Source organism: Lacticaseibacillus songhuajiangensis (assembly GCF_003946025.1).
GTDB classification, from domain to species: Bacteria; Bacillota; Bacilli; order Lactobacillales; family Lactobacillaceae; genus Lacticaseibacillus; species Lacticaseibacillus songhuajiangensis.
Map to the genome: position 1 here is coordinate 1 of NZ_RHNR01000051.1, position 18419 is coordinate 18419.

Annotated in this window: 16 protein-coding genes, 1 pseudogene and 1 other annotated feature; of the genes and pseudogenes, 15 read left to right on the forward strand and 2 right to left on the reverse strand. The window is 53.5% G+C overall.

Features of this window, described 5'->3' with window-relative positions; translation table 11 throughout:
* Positions 1–227: 227 nt before the first annotated feature.
* The 9 genes from EKM97_RS10360 to EKM97_RS10400 all read left to right on the forward strand — a co-directional run bounded on the left by EKM97_RS10360 (position 228) and on the right by EKM97_RS10400 (position 9983).
* A complete protein-coding gene (locus EKM97_RS10360) occupies positions 228–1568 on the forward strand; it encodes a M20/M25/M40 family metallo-hydrolase (protein WP_125572335.1) in 1341 nt (446 codons plus the stop codon).
* Between the two features lie 301 nt (positions 1569–1869).
* Positions 1870–2568 (forward strand): amino acid ABC transporter permease, encoded by a 699-nt coding sequence (locus EKM97_RS10365; protein WP_164507528.1) that lies wholly within the window; start codon positions 1870–1872, stop codon positions 2566–2568.
* Positions 2569–2580: 12 nt separating this feature from the next.
* Positions 2581–3324, forward strand: coding sequence for an amino acid ABC transporter ATP-binding protein (locus tag EKM97_RS10370; protein ID WP_125572337.1), 744 nt, complete (start codon positions 2581–2583; stop codon positions 3322–3324).
* 474 nt (positions 3325–3798) lie between these two features.
* The gene (locus EKM97_RS10375; protein WP_125572349.1) at positions 3799–4593 is read left to right on the forward strand and encodes a transporter substrate-binding domain-containing protein; all 795 of its coding nucleotides are present in this window, start codon (positions 3799–3801) and stop codon (positions 4591–4593) included.
* A 229-nt stretch (positions 4594–4822) separates the two neighbouring features.
* Positions 4823–5071, forward strand: a binding site (T-box leader).
* Between the two features lie 92 nt (positions 5072–5163).
* The gene (locus EKM97_RS10380) at positions 5164–5862 is read left to right on the forward strand and encodes an amino acid ABC transporter permease (protein ID WP_164507529.1); all 699 of its coding nucleotides are present in this window, start codon (positions 5164–5166) and stop codon (positions 5860–5862) included.
* A 12-nt stretch (positions 5863–5874) separates the two neighbouring features.
* Entirely contained in the window at positions 5875–6618 is a 744-nt protein-coding gene (locus EKM97_RS10385; protein ID WP_125572339.1) for an amino acid ABC transporter ATP-binding protein, read from the forward strand.
* A gap of 406 nt (positions 6619–7024) precedes the next feature.
* Complete coding sequence (locus tag EKM97_RS10390) at positions 7025–7828, forward strand: transporter substrate-binding domain-containing protein (RefSeq protein WP_125572340.1); 804 nt, start codon at positions 7025–7027, stop codon at positions 7826–7828.
* A 12-nt stretch (positions 7829–7840) separates the two neighbouring features.
* The gene (locus EKM97_RS10395) at positions 7841–8653 is read left to right on the forward strand and encodes a transporter substrate-binding domain-containing protein (RefSeq protein ID WP_125572341.1); all 813 of its coding nucleotides are present in this window, start codon (positions 7841–7843) and stop codon (positions 8651–8653) included.
* Positions 8654–8951: 298 nt separating this feature from the next.
* Positions 8952–9983, forward strand: coding sequence for a D-cysteine desulfhydrase family protein (locus EKM97_RS10400; RefSeq protein WP_125572342.1), 1032 nt, complete (start codon positions 8952–8954; stop codon positions 9981–9983).
* Positions 9984–10027: 44 nt separating this feature from the next.
* On the opposite strand, the gene EKM97_RS10405 is transcribed toward EKM97_RS10400, so the two are convergent.
* Both EKM97_RS10405 and EKM97_RS10410 read right to left on the reverse strand, forming a co-directional pair.
* Complete coding sequence (locus EKM97_RS10405; protein ID WP_125572343.1) at positions 10028–10786, reverse strand: MerR family transcriptional regulator; 759 nt, start codon at positions 10784–10786, stop codon at positions 10028–10030.
* 77 nt (positions 10787–10863) lie between these two features.
* Positions 10864–11646, reverse strand: a complete 783-nt coding sequence (locus EKM97_RS10410) for a Cof-type HAD-IIB family hydrolase (RefSeq protein ID WP_125572344.1) — start codon at positions 11644–11646, stop codon at positions 10864–10866.
* 203 nt (positions 11647–11849) lie between these two features.
* On the opposite strand from EKM97_RS10410, the gene EKM97_RS10415 reads away from it, so the two are divergent.
* The 6 genes and pseudogenes from EKM97_RS10415 to EKM97_RS10435 all read left to right on the forward strand — a co-directional run.
* A complete protein-coding gene (locus EKM97_RS10415) occupies positions 11850–12284 on the forward strand; it encodes a MarR family winged helix-turn-helix transcriptional regulator (protein ID WP_125572345.1) in 435 nt (144 codons plus the stop codon).
* Positions 12285–12995, forward strand: a complete 711-nt coding sequence (locus EKM97_RS10420) for a plasmid pRiA4b ORF-3 family protein (RefSeq protein WP_125572346.1) — start codon at positions 12285–12287, stop codon at positions 12993–12995. It begins immediately after the preceding gene.
* Positions 12996–13438: 443 nt separating this feature from the next.
* Entirely contained in the window at positions 13439–14080 is a 642-nt protein-coding gene (locus tag EKM97_RS12085; RefSeq protein ID WP_225419273.1) for a type I restriction endonuclease, read from the forward strand.
* 18 nt (positions 14081–14098) lie between these two features.
* A complete protein-coding gene (locus tag EKM97_RS10425) occupies positions 14099–16309 on the forward strand; it encodes a type I restriction endonuclease subunit R (protein ID WP_225419274.1) in 2211 nt (736 codons plus the stop codon).
* A gap of 8 nt (positions 16310–16317) precedes the next feature.
* Complete coding sequence (locus tag EKM97_RS10430; protein ID WP_125572347.1) at positions 16318–17883, forward strand: type I restriction-modification system subunit M; 1566 nt, start codon at positions 16318–16320, stop codon at positions 17881–17883.
* A 7-nt stretch (positions 17884–17890) separates the two neighbouring features.
* Positions 17891–18343: pseudogene (locus tag EKM97_RS10435) on the forward strand (restriction endonuclease subunit S); the annotation flags it as partial.
* Positions 18344–18419: the final 76 nt, after the last annotated feature.

Consider the following 18419-nt stretch of genomic DNA (forward strand, 5'->3'; position numbering starts at 1 on the left):
GAAACACCAAAGCAGCGCAGTCCCGTGTGAATCATGGGATTGCGCTGCTTTTTTGAAATTCTATGAATAATCCAGGACCAATACGCATAGCGAAGTGGATCTTCGCATCATTGTGAACTCAACTCAGCACGCTGCCGCGGGGTACGGCCTGCAGCAGGTGCGCGTTCAATTAGTGAAAGGACGGCGCCGGATAACCGGCGCTCGGGGGGATCCCCGAGTACAAGCATATGAGTACAAGAGAAGAAATCGAACAGTTTGCAGAAGACTACCTGCCCGAAGTGACGGATTATGTCCGAATCCCCAGCATTTCTGCTGAGAACAAAGGCATCGCGGAAACTGCCGCGTGGTTGGAGGATGCCTTCCGGGCTCTAGACGCCAAGACAGTGACCCAGTGGCACGACCAGGGCGGCAATCCCGTTGTGTTCGCCGAATTTGAGGGGAAGAGTGACAAAACCGTTCTCTTCTACAACCACTATGACGTGCAGCCACCAACACCACTTGAAGAATGGAACACGGAACCTTTTGAACCAACCCGGGTGGGGGAGAAACTCGTCGCTCGCGGGATTTCCGATGATAAAGGGGAGCTGATGAGTCGCCTCACCGCCCTGCGCTACATGCATGATCACGGTGGTTACCCCGTGAACATGAAGTTCCTCGTCGAAGGTGAAGAAGAAATCGGCAGCATTCACGTGGGCGATTACGTCCACGCCCACGCGGCAGAACTCGCTTGTGACGTTTGCGTTTGGGAAGGCGGTGGCAAGAACGAAGCCGAACACTTTACTGTCGGTCTCGGGGTGAAGGGGATTGTTTCCTTTGACATCGACGTCCAGACTGCCGAAACGGACATGCATTCCTCGATGGCCGCCTACGTTGACAACGCCGCATGGCGCTTGGTCGAAGCGGTGTCCACGCTCCGTGACCCCGCAACGAAACAGGTGCGCGTTGACGGTTTCTACGACGGTATCCACGAACTCGATGCCCAGACCCAGGCGGCGGTCGACGCCATGGATTTTGACGCCGCCAAAATTAAGGCGGCCCACGGGGTCCGCCGGCCGTTCATTACGGACGACCCCCGCACCGCCGTGGTCAACCAGCCAACGATTACCATTAATGGCCTGACATCCGGCTATGAGGGCGAGGGCATCAAGACCGTCATTCCAAAGTACGCGAAGGCCAAACTGGATTGCCGCTTGGTTCCTGGTCAGGATCCCCACGACATCTACAACAAGATTCGCAAGCAGCTTGATGTGAACGGCTTCCCAGATGTCAAAATGCACTTCAACCTCAGCGAAGATGCTTACCGCTCTGACATGAACAATCCGTTCGTGCAGCGCGCCAAGAGCGTTGCCGATGCGGTTTACGGCGCAGCCAACACCCGCTACGTGCCGAACTCCGCTGGTAGTGGTCCAGAACCACAGTTTGCGTCTGAACTGAACGTGCCAATCATTTCTGTCGGGATTGGTTGGTCTGGCTCCGGTGCCCACGCGCCAAACGAGAGCATTCGCGTTCCTGATTACCGTGAGGGGACGTACTACATGATTGAACTGATTAATGAATTTGCAAAGTAACTGTATCGCCCAAAGCACGTAGCCGCTGGCTACGTGCTTTTTGTGTTGGGCAGAGTGGAACGTAAGCGCAACTTCAGATGCTTCTTTTATATAGAAGAAACTGGGTGAGCTGCGGACAACCCGCGCCCGATTGTCAATATTTTTTGACAGGCTAAGGCTGTGGCGGCAAGAGGCCTGTGTTAAACTGAGATATACTTACATTTGACAAGCACAATTCTCTTTAATAGGATAAAACGTATGTGTGCCGCGACAACGCGCCGCTCCGCACGCCCGATACATATCACAGGAGGCAACAATGGACATTTGGCACATCATTACCAGTTCGACACCAGAAATCTTAGCAGCGGGGATTAAGTACACTCTGCCCATTGCCATCATTTCGTTCGTGCTCGGACTCATTATTGCGCTACTGACGGCGCTGGCCCGGCTGTCGCAACGCGGCGGTGCATTCAACATCGTCAAGTGGATCTGCGGCTTCTACATTTGGTTGTTCCGGAGCACGCCACTGCTGGTGCAGTTGTTCATTGTGTACTTCGGTCTGCCGTACCTGAAGATTAAGGGCATCCTGCCCAAAGGTATCCAGATGGACCCGGTCGTTGCCGGGATTCTGACTTTCACGCTGAACACTGGGGCCTACTGCAGTGAAACCATCCGCGGGGCGATTCAGTCGATCCCGAACGGGCAGTGGGAAGCAGCCGCCAGTATTGGTATGAAGCGCAGCATGGCGCTGCGGCGGATTATCATTCCCCAGGCCGTGCGCGTGTCGTTGCCGCCACTGGCCAACAGCTTCATCAGTCTGGTGAAGGATACCTCGCTGGCCGCGTCGATTACGATTGTCGAAATGTTTGAAGTCAGTCAGCAGATCGCCGCGGCGAACTACCAGCCGCTGGTCATGTACACGCTGGTTGCGGCGTACTACGCGATTGTCTGCACACTGCTGGCGTGGCTGCAGTCCTACCTGGAAAAGCGCAGTTCGCGCTACCTGACGCCGGTGAAGTAAGGAGGAATTCGGATGATCAAAATTGAAAATCTCGACAAGAATTTTGCCGAACACCACGCGCTGCAGGCAATCAGCACCGAGTTCCCAGAGCACAAAACGACCGTCATCCTCGGCCCGTCCGGCTCTGGGAAGTCGACGCTACTGCGGAGTCTCAATCTGCTCGAGCGGCCCGAAAGTGGCACCTTCACCTTCGACGACCTCAAGATTGACTACAGCCAGCCAATCACTGACCAGACGATTCTGAATGTGCGCCGGCGCACCGAAATGGTGTTCCAGCAGTTCAACCTGTTCCCGCACCTGACGGTCCTGCAGAACATTATCGAGGGGCCGGTGCACGTGCTCAAGCACGACAAGGACGCGGCGACTAAGCAAGCGCACGAGATTCTGGCCAAGGTCGGTCTCGGCGACAAGGCTGACGTCTACCCGAGCTCTTTGTCTGGTGGGCAGGCGCAGCGGGTAGCGATTGCGCGCTCGCTGGCGATGCACCCCGAGTACATTTTTCTGGACGAGCCGACCAGCGCGCTGGATCCGGAACTCGAGCTGGAAGTGCTGAAGGTGCTGCTCCAGATTGCCAAGGAGCAGCAGTCGATGATCATCGTGACCCACAACATGGCCTTTGCCCAGAAGGTGGCGGACAAAATTCTGTTCGTTGAAGATGGGCAGTTGCGCTTTGACGGGGACACCGATGCGTTCTTTAATACCGACAACGAGCGGATTCGCAGTTTTGTGTCGGCAATGACGTTCCAGAGTTTGTAGTGTGCGCAGCGGGGCGGTCGGCTCCCGAGCATTAGCATGACTTTGGAATTGACGCGGGTTTTGCGTCAGTTTCAAAGTCGGGCTATGCACAGGGAGTTGCCCCGCGGAGCCGTTCTAGAAAGTGTGCGCAGCGGGGCGTTTAGCTCTTGAGCATTAGCATGACTTTGGAATTGACGCGGGTTTTGCGTCAGTTTCAAAGTCGGGCTAAGCGGAGCCACTTGCACTCACTGCTTTAGCAGTGTTAGTGCAATGGACACCGTAGGGAAAGCTGCTGGGCGGGGCCGTTCTAGGAAGCGTGAGTGCAGTACGCATTCACCGCACCAAGAACGGCTGCGCCTGGCAGAGGTTTCCGCTTTGCCCACTTTATCGCTAAGGCCAAAAACCGGTCTTAACGCTAAAGTACGCAAATGCTCAACCTCTAAGCGCCAGGCTTCGCACACTACCATACAATTAGGAGGATATATTTTGAAGTTCATGAAGAAGTTCACGCTGGCAGTGGCGGCTGCCGCGTCTGTTATTTTGCTTGCGGCTTGTGGCAACAGTTCTAGCACCACATCCAGCAGCGACTACAAGAGTGAAGTGGTCACCAAGGGCAAGCTCACCATCGGGCTGGAAGGCACCTACAAGCCATACTCTTACCGCGAAAATGGTAAGCTGACTGGTTTTGAAGTTGAGCTCGGCCGCAAAATTGCTGACAAGCTCGATCTCAAGGCTAATTTTGTGCCCACCAAGTGGGACTCCCTGATTGCCGGATTGGGTAGTGGCAAGTTTGACACCGTGCTCAACAACATCACGCCAACCCCTGAACGCAAGAAGGCGTACCTGTTCAGCACGCCTTACATTTACAGCCGCTACGTGCTGATTTCTAAGTCCGGCAGTGCCTACAAGACGCTGAAGGACATCAAGGGCAAGAAGGTCGTTGATGGGACGGGGACGGATAACGCCACGGTTGCCAAGAACGCCGGCGCCACCATCGTACCCAACGGCGACTTTGTGACCTCCCTGCAGATGATCAAGCAAGGCCGCGCTGACGCCACCGTCAATGCCGCACCAAGCTGGTATGCGTACAAGAAGGACAACGCCACCGACGGTTTGCAGATGAACGTCATCAAGGATAGCGCCCAGGAACCAGGCAAAATTTCCGCGCTCATCGCCAAGAAGGATACCGCACTGCAGAAGAAGGTCAACAAGGCCATTGCGCAGCTGCGCAAGGACGGCGAACTTAAGAAGTTGTCTGTGAAGTACTTCGGCACGGACATCACCAAGTAAAGTCGTTTCATGAAGAACCCCGCGGCCGCGGGGTTCTTTTTTACGTTGAAAATGTGATGCGGTGACATAATTCCACGGATTAAAATGAGAATGACGACTCAGGCTGCGCCTAATCGTTAATCATTGCAGATGCAAATAAACGCTGATACAATCCGATTTGGCGAAATTATTTTGCCTAATATCAATAATTATTTGACAATTATCTCATCAAGCATTAACATTGTGCATAACTTAGTGAACGAAGAGATGAGTAAGAACTAATCTTGCGTCCAGAGAGCCGGTGGGTGGTGCGAACCGGTGGCAAGACGTTCCGAAGATGGTCTCCGACGCAACCACGCATGAGCGCAAGCAAGTGGGTGGCGGGTACTCCCGTTACAGAGCACGGCCATGTCAGTGGCCAAGAGGAAATAATGGCAGTGCTATTTTTGCCATTGTTTCGAAACAAGGTGGTACCGCGGAGCAACACTTCGCCCTTGTCTGCAAGCGCAGACTGGGCGGAGTGTTGTTTTTGTTTACCGAGTGGCAATGCAATTATTAGTCATCTTAATCATTAAGGAGTCATGTATGGATATCTGGAAAATTATTGTGAGTTCAACACCGGAGATATTAGCTGCCGGTATCAAGTACACCTTACCCATCGCCATTGTGTCCTTCATCCTCGGCTTGATTCTGGCCCTGCTGACGGCACTGGCCCGCATCTCGACGCGCGGCGGGGCGTTCAAGATTGTGAAGTGGATTTGTAGCTTTTACATCTGGTTGTTCCGCAGCACGCCACTGCTAGTACAACTGTTCATCGTGTACTTTGGCCTGCCGTACCTGAAAATTAAGGGCATTTTTCCACACGGTATCCAGATGGATCCGGTGCTTGCCGGCATCCTGACCTTCACGCTCAACACGGGTGCTTATTGTAGTGAGACCATCCGCGGTGCGATTCAGTCCATCCCCAATGGCCAGTGGGAAGCCGCCGCTTCCATCGGGATGACGCGCAGTTTGGCACTGCGGCGCATCATTTTGCCGCAGGCCGTACGGGTGTCACTGCCACCACTGGCGAACAGTTTCATCAGCCTGGTGAAGGACACGTCGCTGGCGGCGTCCATCACCATCGTCGAAATGTTCGAGGTCAGTCAGCAGATTGCCGCAGCCAATTACCAGCCGCTGGTGATGTACACGCTGGTTGCGGCGTACTACGCGATTGCCTGCACGCTGCTCGCTTGGCTCCAGAGTTACCTGGAAAAGGTGACGTCACGTTACGTGACGCCGGTTAATTAGGGAGATGACAATTTGATCAAAATTGAGAAGCTAGATAAGAATTATGCGGAGCACCACGCGCTCAAGGACATCAGCACCGCGTTTCCCGACCACCAGACAACCGTCATCCTCGGCCCGTCTGGTTCCGGGAAGTCGACCTTGCTGCGGAGCTTGAACCTGCTGGAGCGGCCAGAGAGTGGGAAGTTCGATTTCGGCGACATTCATATTGATTACAGCCAGCCAATCAGCGACGCCACCACGCTGGACGTGCGCCGGCATACCGAGATGGTGTTTCAGCAGTTCAACTTGTTTCCGCACCTGACCGTGCTGCAGAACATCATCGAAGGCCCAGTCCACGTGCTCAAACATGACAAGGACGCGGCAACTAAGGAAGCCCACGAGATTCTGACCAAGGTGGGACTTGCGGACAAGGCGGATGTTTATCCCAGTTCCTTGTCCGGCGGGCAGGCGCAGCGCGTGGCGATTGCGCGTTCACTGGCGATGCATCCCGAGTACATTTTCCTCGACGAACCGACCAGCGCCCTGGACCCGGAATTGGAGCTGGAAGTGCTGAAGGTGTTATTGCAGATTGCCAAGGAGCAGCAGTCGATGATCATTGTGACCCACAACATGGCCTTTGCGCAGAAGGTGGCGGACAAAATTCTGTTCGTCGAGAACGGGCAGTTGTTGTTCGATGGGCCGACGGCGGAGTTCTTTAACACGGATAATGAGCGAATTCGGAATTTCGTGTCGGCGATGACGTTCCAAGATTTATAGTGTGCGCAGCGGGGCGGTTAGGCTTTGAGCATTTACGTACTCAGGAGTTAAGGCCGGGTTTTGGCCTTGACTCCTGAGTGGGTAAAGCGGAAAAGGCTGCCCCGCGGAGCCGTTCTGAGTAGTGTGCGCAGCCCAGCGGAAAGAGCTGCTGGGCGGAGCCGTTCTCAGAAACGGGTAGCGCGCCACGCTCCTACACCTGATTAGCACCAATCATCACAAAATTTTGAAGAAGAAAGTGTGCGTCTCGTTCGGTGCTTGAACTTACGGCACAGAACGGCTGCGCCCAGCACCTTCCTGCGCTTAGCACAGTTTCGAAACTGACGCCAAAACCGCGTCAATTTCAAAACTCCGCTAATGCTCAGAAGCTACCCGCTGGGCTCCGCACACTACATGAGGAGATTACATTATGAAATTCACATTCAAAAAAGCGGCCGTTGCCGCCGCAACCTTAGCCAGTGTCGTTTTGCTCGCCGCTTGCGGCAGCAAGAGCAGCAGCGCCACCAGCGGTTATAAGAGTGACCTGATCAACAGCAAGCAGCTGACCATCGGGCTGGAAGGTACCTACGCACCGTACTCTTACCGCAAGAACGGCAAGCTCGTCGGTTTTGAAGTTGAACTGGGTAAGGCCATTGCCAAGAAGTTGGACGTGAAGGCTAATTTTGTCCCAACCAAGTGGGACTCACTGATTGCTGGATTGGGTTCCGGTAAGTTCGATACCGTCCTCAATGACATCACGCCAACGCCGGAACGCAAGAAGGCTTACCTCTTCAGCACGCCATACATCTACAGCCGTTACGCCATCGTCTCTAAGGCCGGCAGTAATCTGACCAGTCTGGCCGCCATCAAGGGCAAGAAGTTCGTTGAAGGCACCGGGACGGACAACGCGGTGGTTGCCAAGAAGGCGGGCGCCAAGATTATCCCGAACGGAGATGTGGCCACATCTTACCAGATGGTCAAGGACGGCCGGGCAGACGGCGCGGTCAACGCAACGCCATCCTGGTACTCCTACAAGCAGAATAACAGCACTAAGGGTCTGCAGATGACCATCCTCAAGGATTCCGAACAGGAACCAGCCAAAATTTCGGCATTGATTGGTAAGAAGCACACCAAGCTCCAGAAGAAGATTAACAGCGCAATCAAGGCACTGAAGGCGGACGGCACACTCAAGAAGCTGTCCAAGAAGTACTTCGGCGCAGACATCACGGAATAAGGAGAAACGATTATGACAATTCATTTGGGAACCATTAAGCGGATTTTGCTTGGGACAGCCGTTGCGGCGAGCGTGGCCCTGCTGGCAGCGTGCGGTAGCTCGAAGACTTCCTCCAGCAGCAGTTTCAAGGACGACCTCATTAACAAGAACGAGCTTACGGTGGGGCTGGAAGGTACCTACGCACCATATTCTTACCGTAAGGACGGCAAACTGGTCGGCTTTGAAGTCGACCTGGGCAAGGCACTGGCTAAGCAGCTGGGCGTGAAGGCCAAGTTCGCCCCAACTAAGTGGGACTCCCTGATTGCCGGTCTCGGCAGTGGCAAGTTCGACGTGGTGCTGAACAACATTGTGGAGACACCAGAACGCGCGAAGAGCTACCTTTTCTCTAGCACCTACGCCTACAGCCACTACGTTCTGATTTCACCAAGCAGCAAGCCATTGACCAAAATCAGTCAGATTAAGGGTAAGAAGTTTGGTCAATCCACCGGTTCCGACAACGCCACGGTAGCCAAGAAGAACGGGGCGACCGTTGTACCCGTTGAGCAGTTCAGTACGATTCTGGACATGGTTAAGGATGGCCGGGTCGACGGGACCATCAACGCGCTGCCAACGTGGTATGCTTACAAGCAGCAGAGCGCAACGAGCGGCCTGAAGATGACCAAGCTGCCTGATAGTGCGGTGGCACCGGCCAAGACGGCGGCACTGATCAACAAGAAGGACACGAAGCTCCAGAAGCGCATCAATAAGGCGCTCGCCGTGCTGAAGAAGAATGGAACGACCAAGAAGATCTCCGAGAAGTACTTTGGGACGGATATTACCAAGTAACAGAGCGGAGCCGTGTGGTTAGAACCTGAGGATTAACGTGTTTCGGACCTAGTGCGTACTTTGCACTAGGTCCGAAACGGGTTAACCGCAGGGTTCTGCACGGCGCAGCTCGACTAAAAACAGAGCGGAGCGACCCGTTTAGCAGTTGAGCATTTGCGGGTTTAAGGCGAAGGGGCGGGTTTAGCCCCTTTGGCTTAAACGTGCAAAGCACGAACTGCTGGGTCGCGCAGCTCGACTAGACACACAGTCAGCTACCCAAATTTCCGCACTCATTAAATCAAGAAAGGACCACAAAACAATGACCAATTACAACGGCCTGCGCCGGGAGCACCTGGGTTTCTTCCCAACGCCAGTGCACAAGCTGGAGCGCTTATCTAAGCAGCTCGGCGTGAACCTCTACTTGAAGCGCGACGACCTGACGGGGCCGAACCTCTTCGGCGGAAACAAAATTCGTAAGTTGGAATTTCTGCTCGGTGACGCGCTTAACCAGGGTGCCGACACCGTGATTACTTTTGGGGCGACCCAGTCCAACCACGCCATGGAAACGGCAGTGGCTGCGCGGCGTCTCGGCCTCACGCCGCTGCTGTACCTGGAAACCATCACGCCACCAGATCAGACTGAAGACCGCGGTAACATTCTGATCGACAAAATTCTCGGTGCGCAGATTGAGTACGTGTCCATGGACGGCCGCACTGAAGCGGAAGCGGATGCTTTTGCAATGGAGCAGGCTATCGCCAAGAAGGCGGAACTCGAAGCCGCCGGCCACAAGGTGTACATCATTCCCGTTGGCGGCGCGACGCCAATTGGCTCGGTCGGCTTCGCGGTCGGTGTCGATGAACTGCTGGGCCAACTCAATGAACTGAACGTGCACGCGGATTACATCGTGCACGGCCGCGGTACTGGTGGCACCGCGGCCGGCCTTGTCGCCGGCACCAAACTATACGGCGGCAGCAACGCGCCCAAGGTGCTGTCCATCAACGTCAGCCCGAAGCCAATTGAACATTACGACAAGACGGCGCGGCTGGCCACGGATGCCCTGCGTTTGCTAGGCAGCAACCAGACGGTGACGCGGGCCGACTTTAATTTTGACCAGTCGTACTTCGGCGAAGGCTACGAGATCCCGACGGCCAGCGCGACGGCGGCGATTCGGCTACTTGCTGAAACCGAGGGCATCCTGCTCGACCCTGTCTACACGGGCAAGGGCTTCGCGGGGATGCTCGATTACATCAAAACGGGCAAAATTGCGCCTGGCAGCAACGTGGTTTTCTGGCACACAGGCGGCATTTCCGCACTGTTTGCGGAATCCGCGATTGTGGGCAAGCTCTACTAACAGCACTCAAAAAGGACAATCTCAGTCGAGATTGTCCTTTTCGCTTAATCTGCAGCGTGCGCCTGCACTGCCGCAATCAAAAACTGGCTGGCACCGCTGCCGCCGAGCTGTTCGTAGTATTGGGCGAACCGGTCATCGTTTGCGTATATGTCCATTAGACCGCGATGCATCACCGCGTTGTACTGCGGCCACATAACCTCAAGCCATTGCCGGTGCAAGGCATACGTCCGCAAGCCCAATTCACTGTTCGGGTCGGCGTGCGCGGCCACCGCCGCGTGCAACACGTCTGCAAGTTGCTGCTCAGTTTGCTGCGCCTGCTGGTACTGCGCTTCGCTGATGCCGGCGTAATGCCGGTCTGCAGCGGCCTTTGCGTCGCGGCCCCAGCGTTCTGCCACCTCATCACCGTAAGCCACATCATTTTGCGCGAGTTGCGCCTGTTTGAACGCCGCAAATTTAGCTGTGTCTGTCATCTTGTCATCCTCCTGATTCGCAATTGTTGCGTCGACTTGGGCGATAAGTGTGGAGAGTCGTTGCTGCTGCAACCGCAGTGCCGCGCGCTGTTCGCGCAAGGCGGCAGTTCGTGTGGCCTGATCGGCTTGCAGCAGTTGCGCCGCGTCATCCAGAGTGAAGCCGGCCGCCGTGTAGAAACGAATGAGCTGCAGAGTGTCCGCATCGGTGCTGTTGAAGCGCCGGTAGCCGTTCGCTGCGACGCTCGGGTGCAGCAAGCCGCGCGCGTGGTAGTAGCGCAGCGTCCGTTCACTGACGCCGGTCAGTGCGGAGAATTCACTAATGCTGTAATCCATTCTTATCACCTCACAAATAGTCTAAGGGGTGACGTGACGTCAAGGTCAAGCGTCCTAGCAAAAATATTTTCCGCAAATTAAATTAAGCCATAATGCCGCAATCCCGCGACAATACCGCCGTGCATGTTATCTGCGGTCACAAAATCCGCCGCGTCCAGCATGGCAGGTGAGGCGTTGCCCATGGCCACGAGCTGGTCGACCACAGTGCGCATTGGCAAGTCGTTGTCGCCGTCGCCGAACGCATAAGTGGTCACGCCGGCTAGCTCGGGCTGGGCAAGCAGACTGCGGATACCCGACGCTTTGCTCAGTCGCCGTTCAATTAGGTCGATGTCAAAAGGCGAGTCGTGGTAGAACGCCAGCTCCGGAAAAGCAGCGGCAAAACGTGCCTTCAGCGCTTCGGCGTCGTTATCAGCCACAAAGATGAGCATGCGGGTGAGGCCGTGTCGCTCCGGATACCCGGGATCAACGGGCGGCGCCACCTGGTGGACATCCTCATAGTTGCCACGCGTGAGCGCATTAACTGCGGACAGCGCCGCGCCGTCTTCGCTATACCAGGCGCAGGCGTAGCCCCAAGCGGCGGCTTGCGCACTTACCCGCGCGACCAATTCCGGGGCAATGTGTTGGCGCACCCGCACATCACCATCGAGCACGATGGTGGCGCCGTTGCCCGCAACGAGGGTGTTGATGCCGGTCGTCTTGCGCAAAGCAGCCAGTTCCCACAGGTCGCGGCCGGTCGCAATCACGGGCAGGTTGCCGCCGGCGCGCAAGTCTGCCAATGCTTGCAGCGTGTCTGCCGCCACGGTTTTATCGTCCTGCATCAAGGTGCCGTCTAGGTCAAAGAACACCACTGCTTTAGTCATCACGCACACTCCCCAGTCATTTTGTCCTCAGCGTAGCAGTTGCGGCGGTTAACCGCAAGCGCTTACGACAGTGCGCTGCCGGGAATACTAATACGAAAAAAGTGACACCTCGCAAATTTTGCCAGAATATTCTGTCCAGATTGCTTGCGCACCGGATACCTGCCGCTTAAACTGTTTAGTAGTTAAAGATTGGAAGGCAGACAATGGAATCTATCAGTAAACTAACCGAGCGCCTTTTTCAGATTCACCGCGGGGAGCGGGCATACATCCACCGCGGCATTCGGGCCCTGGAGCTCAACATCTACCAGGCACGCACGCTGCATTATATCGGGGCACACCCCGGGACGATGCAAAAGAAGCTCGCCAGTTACCTGGGTAAGTCGGAGGCGACTGTGACCAACATCCTCAAGGTGCTGCAGGCGCGCGACCTGATTGATCGTCAGGTCGCCAGTGGCAACGAACGGCAAAAGGAATTGCGCCTGACCGCTGCGGGTGAGCAGAAGGTCGCCGAGGTGCACGCGGTGTTTGCGACACTGGAGACTGACATGAATGCGCAACTGGATGATACTGAGCGCGCAGAACTGATGCGCCTGCTCGCCAAAGTTGCGGCCGCCGAGCCGCAGATGGGACAAAACTAGATGGCTAAACAAGACATTTACGAACTGCAGGTGCGCCTCCGCGATTACGAACAGGAAATCTGGCGCACGGTGCAGGTGACCGAGAAGCAGTCACTGGCACAGCTGGGCTACTTGCTGATGAGTACTTTTGAGATGAAAGCGAACCACCAGTTTGAGTTTCAGCGCCGCTACCAGCTCGATCCGCTGCCGGGAATTAACCCTTGGGCAGATACCCGCTTGCATATGCGCCGCTGGGTGATTCCGAGTCCTTGGGATGACGAAATGGCTGGAATTCAGACCTTAAACGTCACGCAAACGACCATTAAGGACGTTTTTGCGACGGAAAGTGACATTATTTTCGTGTACGATATGGGCGATGAATGGACCATTTTGTGTCATTTAGTGCGCGTTTTTAATGATCCGGAGGTGCCCGCGTACCAGCTGCCGCGCATCACGGACGGGCAAGGTTACGGGATTATGGAGGACGCTGGCGGGACTGGTGGTATGCACGATAAGCTGGCCGCCTTGGCAGATCCGCGCAACCCGGAGCATGACGACATCGCCGATTGGCTCGGCACCGATGATGTGGACATCAATTACTTCGAGTTGGAATCGGCCAACAAGCGCTTGCGCACGCTCGCACCGGCGTTTGAGCGGCTGTACGAACATGGCCAGCAGCTCAGTTTGGGTGCGGAGCGGATGTTGCGGCGGGGTTTGCCGCGGAAGTCATGATATATAGAAGGTAAGGTTTGTGGTGGGTGCGTTTTGCGTTTGCTACTTGTCTTTGAGGCGGATGCCTGACGCAGAGCGTTGGGCACCGCCTCTTTATTTGGCGATTTTGAGCAAACGACACCAACCATATTTAGAAATAGGCGCAGTTTTGTCACGGAAAATGTGCGGAATTGGCGGGAAGACTGCATTGTCGCGGGGAAACATCCTGTGGCGAATTGCGCATATTTAAAAATATGTCCTATGTCAAATGTGGGAAAACGCGATTTTGGGAGCGGCGGCGAAACGGGATACCGTACGTATTCTGCAACCAGCTGCAGTCTGTATACAAAATGCGTTACTTTTCATCTGAAATCGACGCCAAAAGCGTTGTCGCTCATTCCAAGCGTAAGTGTTTCCGTTATAATGGAACTACTAGTGACGTACATATAGGAGAGTGGTTACTGATGGGCAATGAGTATCAGTCAGAAATGGAGTTGGAAAACCAACTCATTCGGCGACTCAAGACGATTGGCTATACGCAGGTGCAGATTCCAGATGAGGAAGCGCTCCTAGCGCATTTTCGTAACTTGCTGAATCAGCGTAACGCAGACAATTTGGCCGGCACACCGCTTAGTGATCATGAGTTCAATGCGGCTTTGAATCAACTAATTGGCTCGCGAACGCATTACCAGATTGCTCAGCAGTTGCGCGGTGGCGATACGCAGCCGAAGGGTAAAATCAACATTCAGCGTGATGATAACAGCCAGCTTTACCTCGAAGTTTTCGATGGCACCGCAGCAGCTAACAACGTGTTTGAGGTGACCCACCAGACGACTTTTGCTGGGGTGCACGAAAACCGCTACGACGTGCTTATCCTCGTGAACGGGTTGCCTTTAGCGCAGGTGGAATTGAAACGACGCGGCGTTGAGTTCAAACAGGCGTTCAATCAGATTATTCGCTATAAGAGCGAAATGATTTCGAGCGGGCGGGATTTGCGCCGACTCATTCAGCTGTTTGTAATCTCCAACGGTAATGAGACGCGCTACTTCGCTAACGGGGATGGCAAACTCAACTCAAATTTCATGTTCTACTGGACGGATGAATAGAATCACTGGCTCAACGACCTGGATGCGTTTACCTGCTCGTTCTTTGCGAAGGAACGATTCCACAGTATCATTGCGCGTTACACCATTTTTGATAAGGCCAATGAGCTGATGATGGTGATGCGGCCGTACCAGATTTACGCGACCGAGGCGATTATTAAGCAGGCTGAGGATACTAACGATAATGGCTACGTCTGGCACACAACTGGGTCAGGGAAAACTATCACGTCGTTTAAGGCTAGTCGTCTCCTCGCACAAGACACCAATGTTGAGAAAGTCATCTTTATGATCGACCGTGCGGACTTGGACATTCAGACCGCGAAGAATTTTGAAGCGTACCTGCCAGAGACGGCGAATGGCGAGGCGGCACTTGACCGGACCAACAACACGGAGGCGTTGGTTAAACAACTGAGCTCGAATGGCAATCAGCTGATTGTGACAACCATTCAGAAGATGAATAGCGCGCTGCGCAATGACCGCTACAAGGCGGTGCTGACGCCTTACCACGACCGCAAAGTTGCGTTTATTGAAGATGAGGCGCACCGCAGTCAGTTCGGCGACATGCGTAAGAACGTGAACCACTGGTTTAAGAACGCTCAACACTTCGGTTTCACCGGGACACCAATTTTTCCGGAAAATATCGGTGCGGATGGTCGAACAACTAAAGACATTTACCACAAACTGCTCCACAAGTATTTGATCAAGGATGCCATCCGCGACGGCAACGTATTGGGTTTTACCATTCAATACATCAACACGATTCAGGGCAAGGGGATTGCCGATGACGATGAGCAGGTTAGTTCAATTGATAAGCGCGAAGTCTTCGAAGATGAGAACCGCTTGCGCATGATTACCAGTCACATCATCGCCAACCACGGCAAGGTTTCCAAAGGTAAACTCTACAACGCGGTGTTCACGGTGCCGAATACCCGCGTTGCGCTTAAGTATTACCATCTGTTCAAGGAACTGGATACGAAACACCGACTGAACGTGACCACCATTTTCACTTGGGCAGCCAACGAAGACGATAACGAAAAACATCAGGGTCAAGATGATGTGACCTCCCGTCAAGGGTTGGATGAGGTCATCAGTGATTACAACGACACGTACGGTACTGACTTTTCCACGGATCACTTTAAGGACTACTTCGCGGATGTTTCCAAACGGATGAAGGAGCACAACGCGGACGCACCAAGCGAGAACATCGACATTCTGATTGTTGTGAATATGTTCCTGACGGGGTTTGATTCTAAAAAATTGAGCACGCTCTACGTTGACCGGAACTTGCGCTACCACACCTTGATTCAGGCATTCTCACGGACGAACCGTGTGGAGACCGCCAGCAAGCCATCTGGGAACATCATTGCCTACCGCAACCTGAAGCAGAACACCGATGATGCAGTTAAGCTGTTCTCTGGTGGCGGTAACGACGACTTCTTTGCGCCGAGTTATGACAAGCTGAAGGGCGAAATGCTTGACGCCATAACTAAGTTACGTGAAGTCACGCCAAGCTTGGCGTCTGTGGATGCTCTCTACAATCAGGGCACTGAGGCCATTAGCAAGTTCGTTCTAGCCTTCCGTGAGGTGCTGCGTAGTTTCAATAAAATCCGGGTATACGACGACTTCGACTGGCAACAATTCGCACCCGCGTTCTCCGAACAGGATTTGGAGGATTACCGCGGCAAGTATTACACCACCTACAGCAAGCTCACTAAGGATGCATCATCCATTAAGGGGTCGATTCTGGACGACATTGATTTTGAAATCCAGCTGGTGCAGACGGATACGATTGACGTTGCGTACATCGTGAATCTGATTAAGAACATTGACCTCGACACCTCGGCGAATCGCGATGCCGACACTAAGAAAATTCGCCGTATTCTGCACAATGCGGATAACGACGACCTGAAGTCAAAAGCGGAACTGCTCGAGCGCTTCCTTGACGAAGTGATTCCTAAGTTGCCGCAAAAAGCAGATATTGGCAACGCCCTTGACCGCTTCATGGCACATAGTCGTGATATTGCTATCGACAGTTTTGCCAAGGAGAATGGCTTGCCACCAGCAATGGTGACGGACCAAATCAACGATTACAGCTTCTATGGGCACACCAGTGAGTCCAAAATGACAGATCAGTTGAACGAAGTAGGGCTGACCTTCATGCAAAAACGGACAATGAAACAGAAGATTGGTAATTTTGTCACCAAGACATTGAAAGCATTCAGTTTTAACTAAGGAGAGATATTGTGGCTACAGACAACAACACCCAGGCTCAGCAGCAGGCTGAGTTGCAAAAACGCCTCTGGTCCATCGCTAACGACCTGCGGGGCAACATGGATGCCAGCGAATACCGGAATTACATTCTCGGACTCATTTTCTACCGTTTCTTGTCGGAACGCGTGAATGACTACGGCGAACGCCTTTTTGAACACGATGAGGTGAGCTTCGCTGAAGCCTACGAGCAAGAAGACATGCGTCAGGCAATTCGCGATGAAGTGACTAAGGGGCTTGGTTACTTCATCGAACCACAGTACCTGTTCCCGGCCATGGTCGCCAAAATCAAGGCGGGTAACTTCGACGTCGAAGAATTGCAGAACGCGATCAACGAGGTGCAAACCTCCACACTTGGTCAGGATTCTGAAGAAGACTTCCGCGGTCTGTTTGAAGACATGGACCTCTCTTCGACGCGACTTGGTAACACAGTGGCAAAGCGCTCCGACATGATGGGACAGGTCATTCTGCGGCTCGCAGACATCAGCTTCAGTGGTAAGGACCTGCAGATTGATGTGCTCGGGGATGCTTATGAATACCTGATTGGTCAGTTCGCAGCATCTGCTGGTAAGAAGGCGGGCGAATTCTACACGCCGCAGCAAGTTTCCAAGATTCTGGCGCGGATTGTGACGGCCGGCCGCGATAGCTTGAAGAAGGTCTATGACCCGACGATGGGTTCTGGTTCCTTACTCCTGCGGCTGGGGGATTATGCCAAAATTGGGGAGTACTACGGTCAGGAACTGAATTCGACCACTTATAACTTGGCGCGGATGAACCTGCTGATGCACGGCGTGAACTACACGCGCTTCAGCCTATATCAGGGCGATACATTGGAAGAGGATAAGGTTGGTGAAATGACTTTCGATGCCGTTGTCGCCAACCCACCGTACTCCGCTAACTGGGATCCGAGTGACAAGCTAGACGACGAACGTTTCCGCAAGTATGGGAAGACCGCGCCTAAGTCCAAGGCGGACATGGCCTTTGTTGAGCACATGCTGTACCACCTGAACACAGACGGCACGATGGCGGTTGTTTTGCCACATGGTGTGCTGTTCCGAGGGGCTGCAGAAGGCACCATTCGCCAGTTCATGATTGAGCATGACAATGTTCTGGACGCTGTGATTGGCTTGCCGGCCAACCTGTTTTACGGGACCAGTATCCCAACAGTTGTCCTCGTTTTCAAGAAGAACCGTTCCAACTCTGACATCTTCTTCATCGACGCCTCAAGTGACTTCGAAAAGGGCAAAAACCAGAATAATCTGACTGATGCCAATGTCGATAAAATTATCACAACCTATCTTCAGCGCGAAGATGTTGATAAATATGCCCACGATGCAAGTCTGGATGAAATCAAGGAAAATGAATATAACTTGAACATCCCACGTTACGTGGATACCTTCGAAGAAGAGGCCCCAATTGACATTGACGCTGTGAAAGCGGAGATTGCCGACATCGACAAGCAGATTGCAGCCTCAACCGCAGAGTTCGAGGCTTTGGCCGCACAATTAGTGGAGACAAAAAAGCATGACGAAAAATGAAAACGAGCGTAATGTACCAGAGCTTAGGTTTCGAGGTTTCACTGACGCTTGGGAAAAGCGTAAGTTGGGGAATATTTCCTCGTCGTACTCAGGTGGCACACCTAGTGCATCAAACAAGACATACTATGGTGGAAAAATTCCATTTATTAGGTCTGCCGAAATCAATGAAAACACTACTGAATTATTTCTAACTGCAGAGGGACTAACTAATTCGTCAGCCAAAATGGTTACAAAGGGAACCTTGCTGTATGCGCTATACGGGGCTACAAGCGGAGAAGTAGGAATCTCATCGATTAACGGAGCTATCAATCAGGCAATCTTAGCAATTATCCCGAATGGATCGGTCCTGGCTGAATTCTTAGCACAGTGGTTGAAACTGCAAAAGTCACAGATCATTGAAAAATATCTACAAGGAGGACAAGGTAATCTATCCGCCTCAATTGTTAAGAAATTAGCAATCCTCAATTGTCAAATCAAGCGCAACACTTTTTAACCGATTCTTGTTAGCGGTATAGGTCATGCCATGTTGGGGTAGT

Bases quoted from the DNA above. Each gene is read 5' to 3' on its own strand.
- EKM97_RS10360 (WP_125572335.1), top strand. From the start codon at position 228: ATGAGTACAAGAGAAGAAATCGAACAGTTTGCAGAAGACTACCTGCCC.
- EKM97_RS10370 (WP_125572337.1), top strand. From the start codon at position 2,581: ATGATCAAAATTGAAAATCTCGACAAGAATTTTGCCGAACACCACGCG.
- EKM97_RS10375 (WP_125572349.1), top strand. From the start codon at position 3,799: ATGAAGAAGTTCACGCTGGCAGTGGCGGCTGCCGCGTCTGTTATTTTG.
- EKM97_RS10390 (WP_125572340.1), top strand. From the start codon at position 7,025: ATGAAATTCACATTCAAAAAAGCGGCCGTTGCCGCCGCAACCTTAGCC.
- EKM97_RS10395 (WP_125572341.1), top strand. From the start codon at position 7,841: ATGACAATTCATTTGGGAACCATTAAGCGGATTTTGCTTGGGACAGCC.
- EKM97_RS10400 (WP_125572342.1), top strand. From the start codon at position 8,952: ATGACCAATTACAACGGCCTGCGCCGGGAGCACCTGGGTTTCTTCCCA.
- EKM97_RS10405 (WP_125572343.1), bottom strand. From the start codon at position 10,786: ATGGATTACAGCATTAGTGAATTCTCCGCACTGACCGGCGTCAGTGAA.
- EKM97_RS10410 (WP_125572344.1), bottom strand. From the start codon at position 11,646: ATGACTAAAGCAGTGGTGTTCTTTGACCTAGACGGCACCTTGATGCAG.
- EKM97_RS10415 (WP_125572345.1), top strand. From the start codon at position 11,850: ATGGAATCTATCAGTAAACTAACCGAGCGCCTTTTTCAGATTCACCGC.
- EKM97_RS10420 (WP_125572346.1), top strand. From the start codon at position 12,285: ATGGCTAAACAAGACATTTACGAACTGCAGGTGCGCCTCCGCGATTAC.
- EKM97_RS12085 (WP_225419273.1), top strand. From the start codon at position 13,439: ATGGGCAATGAGTATCAGTCAGAAATGGAGTTGGAAAACCAACTCATT.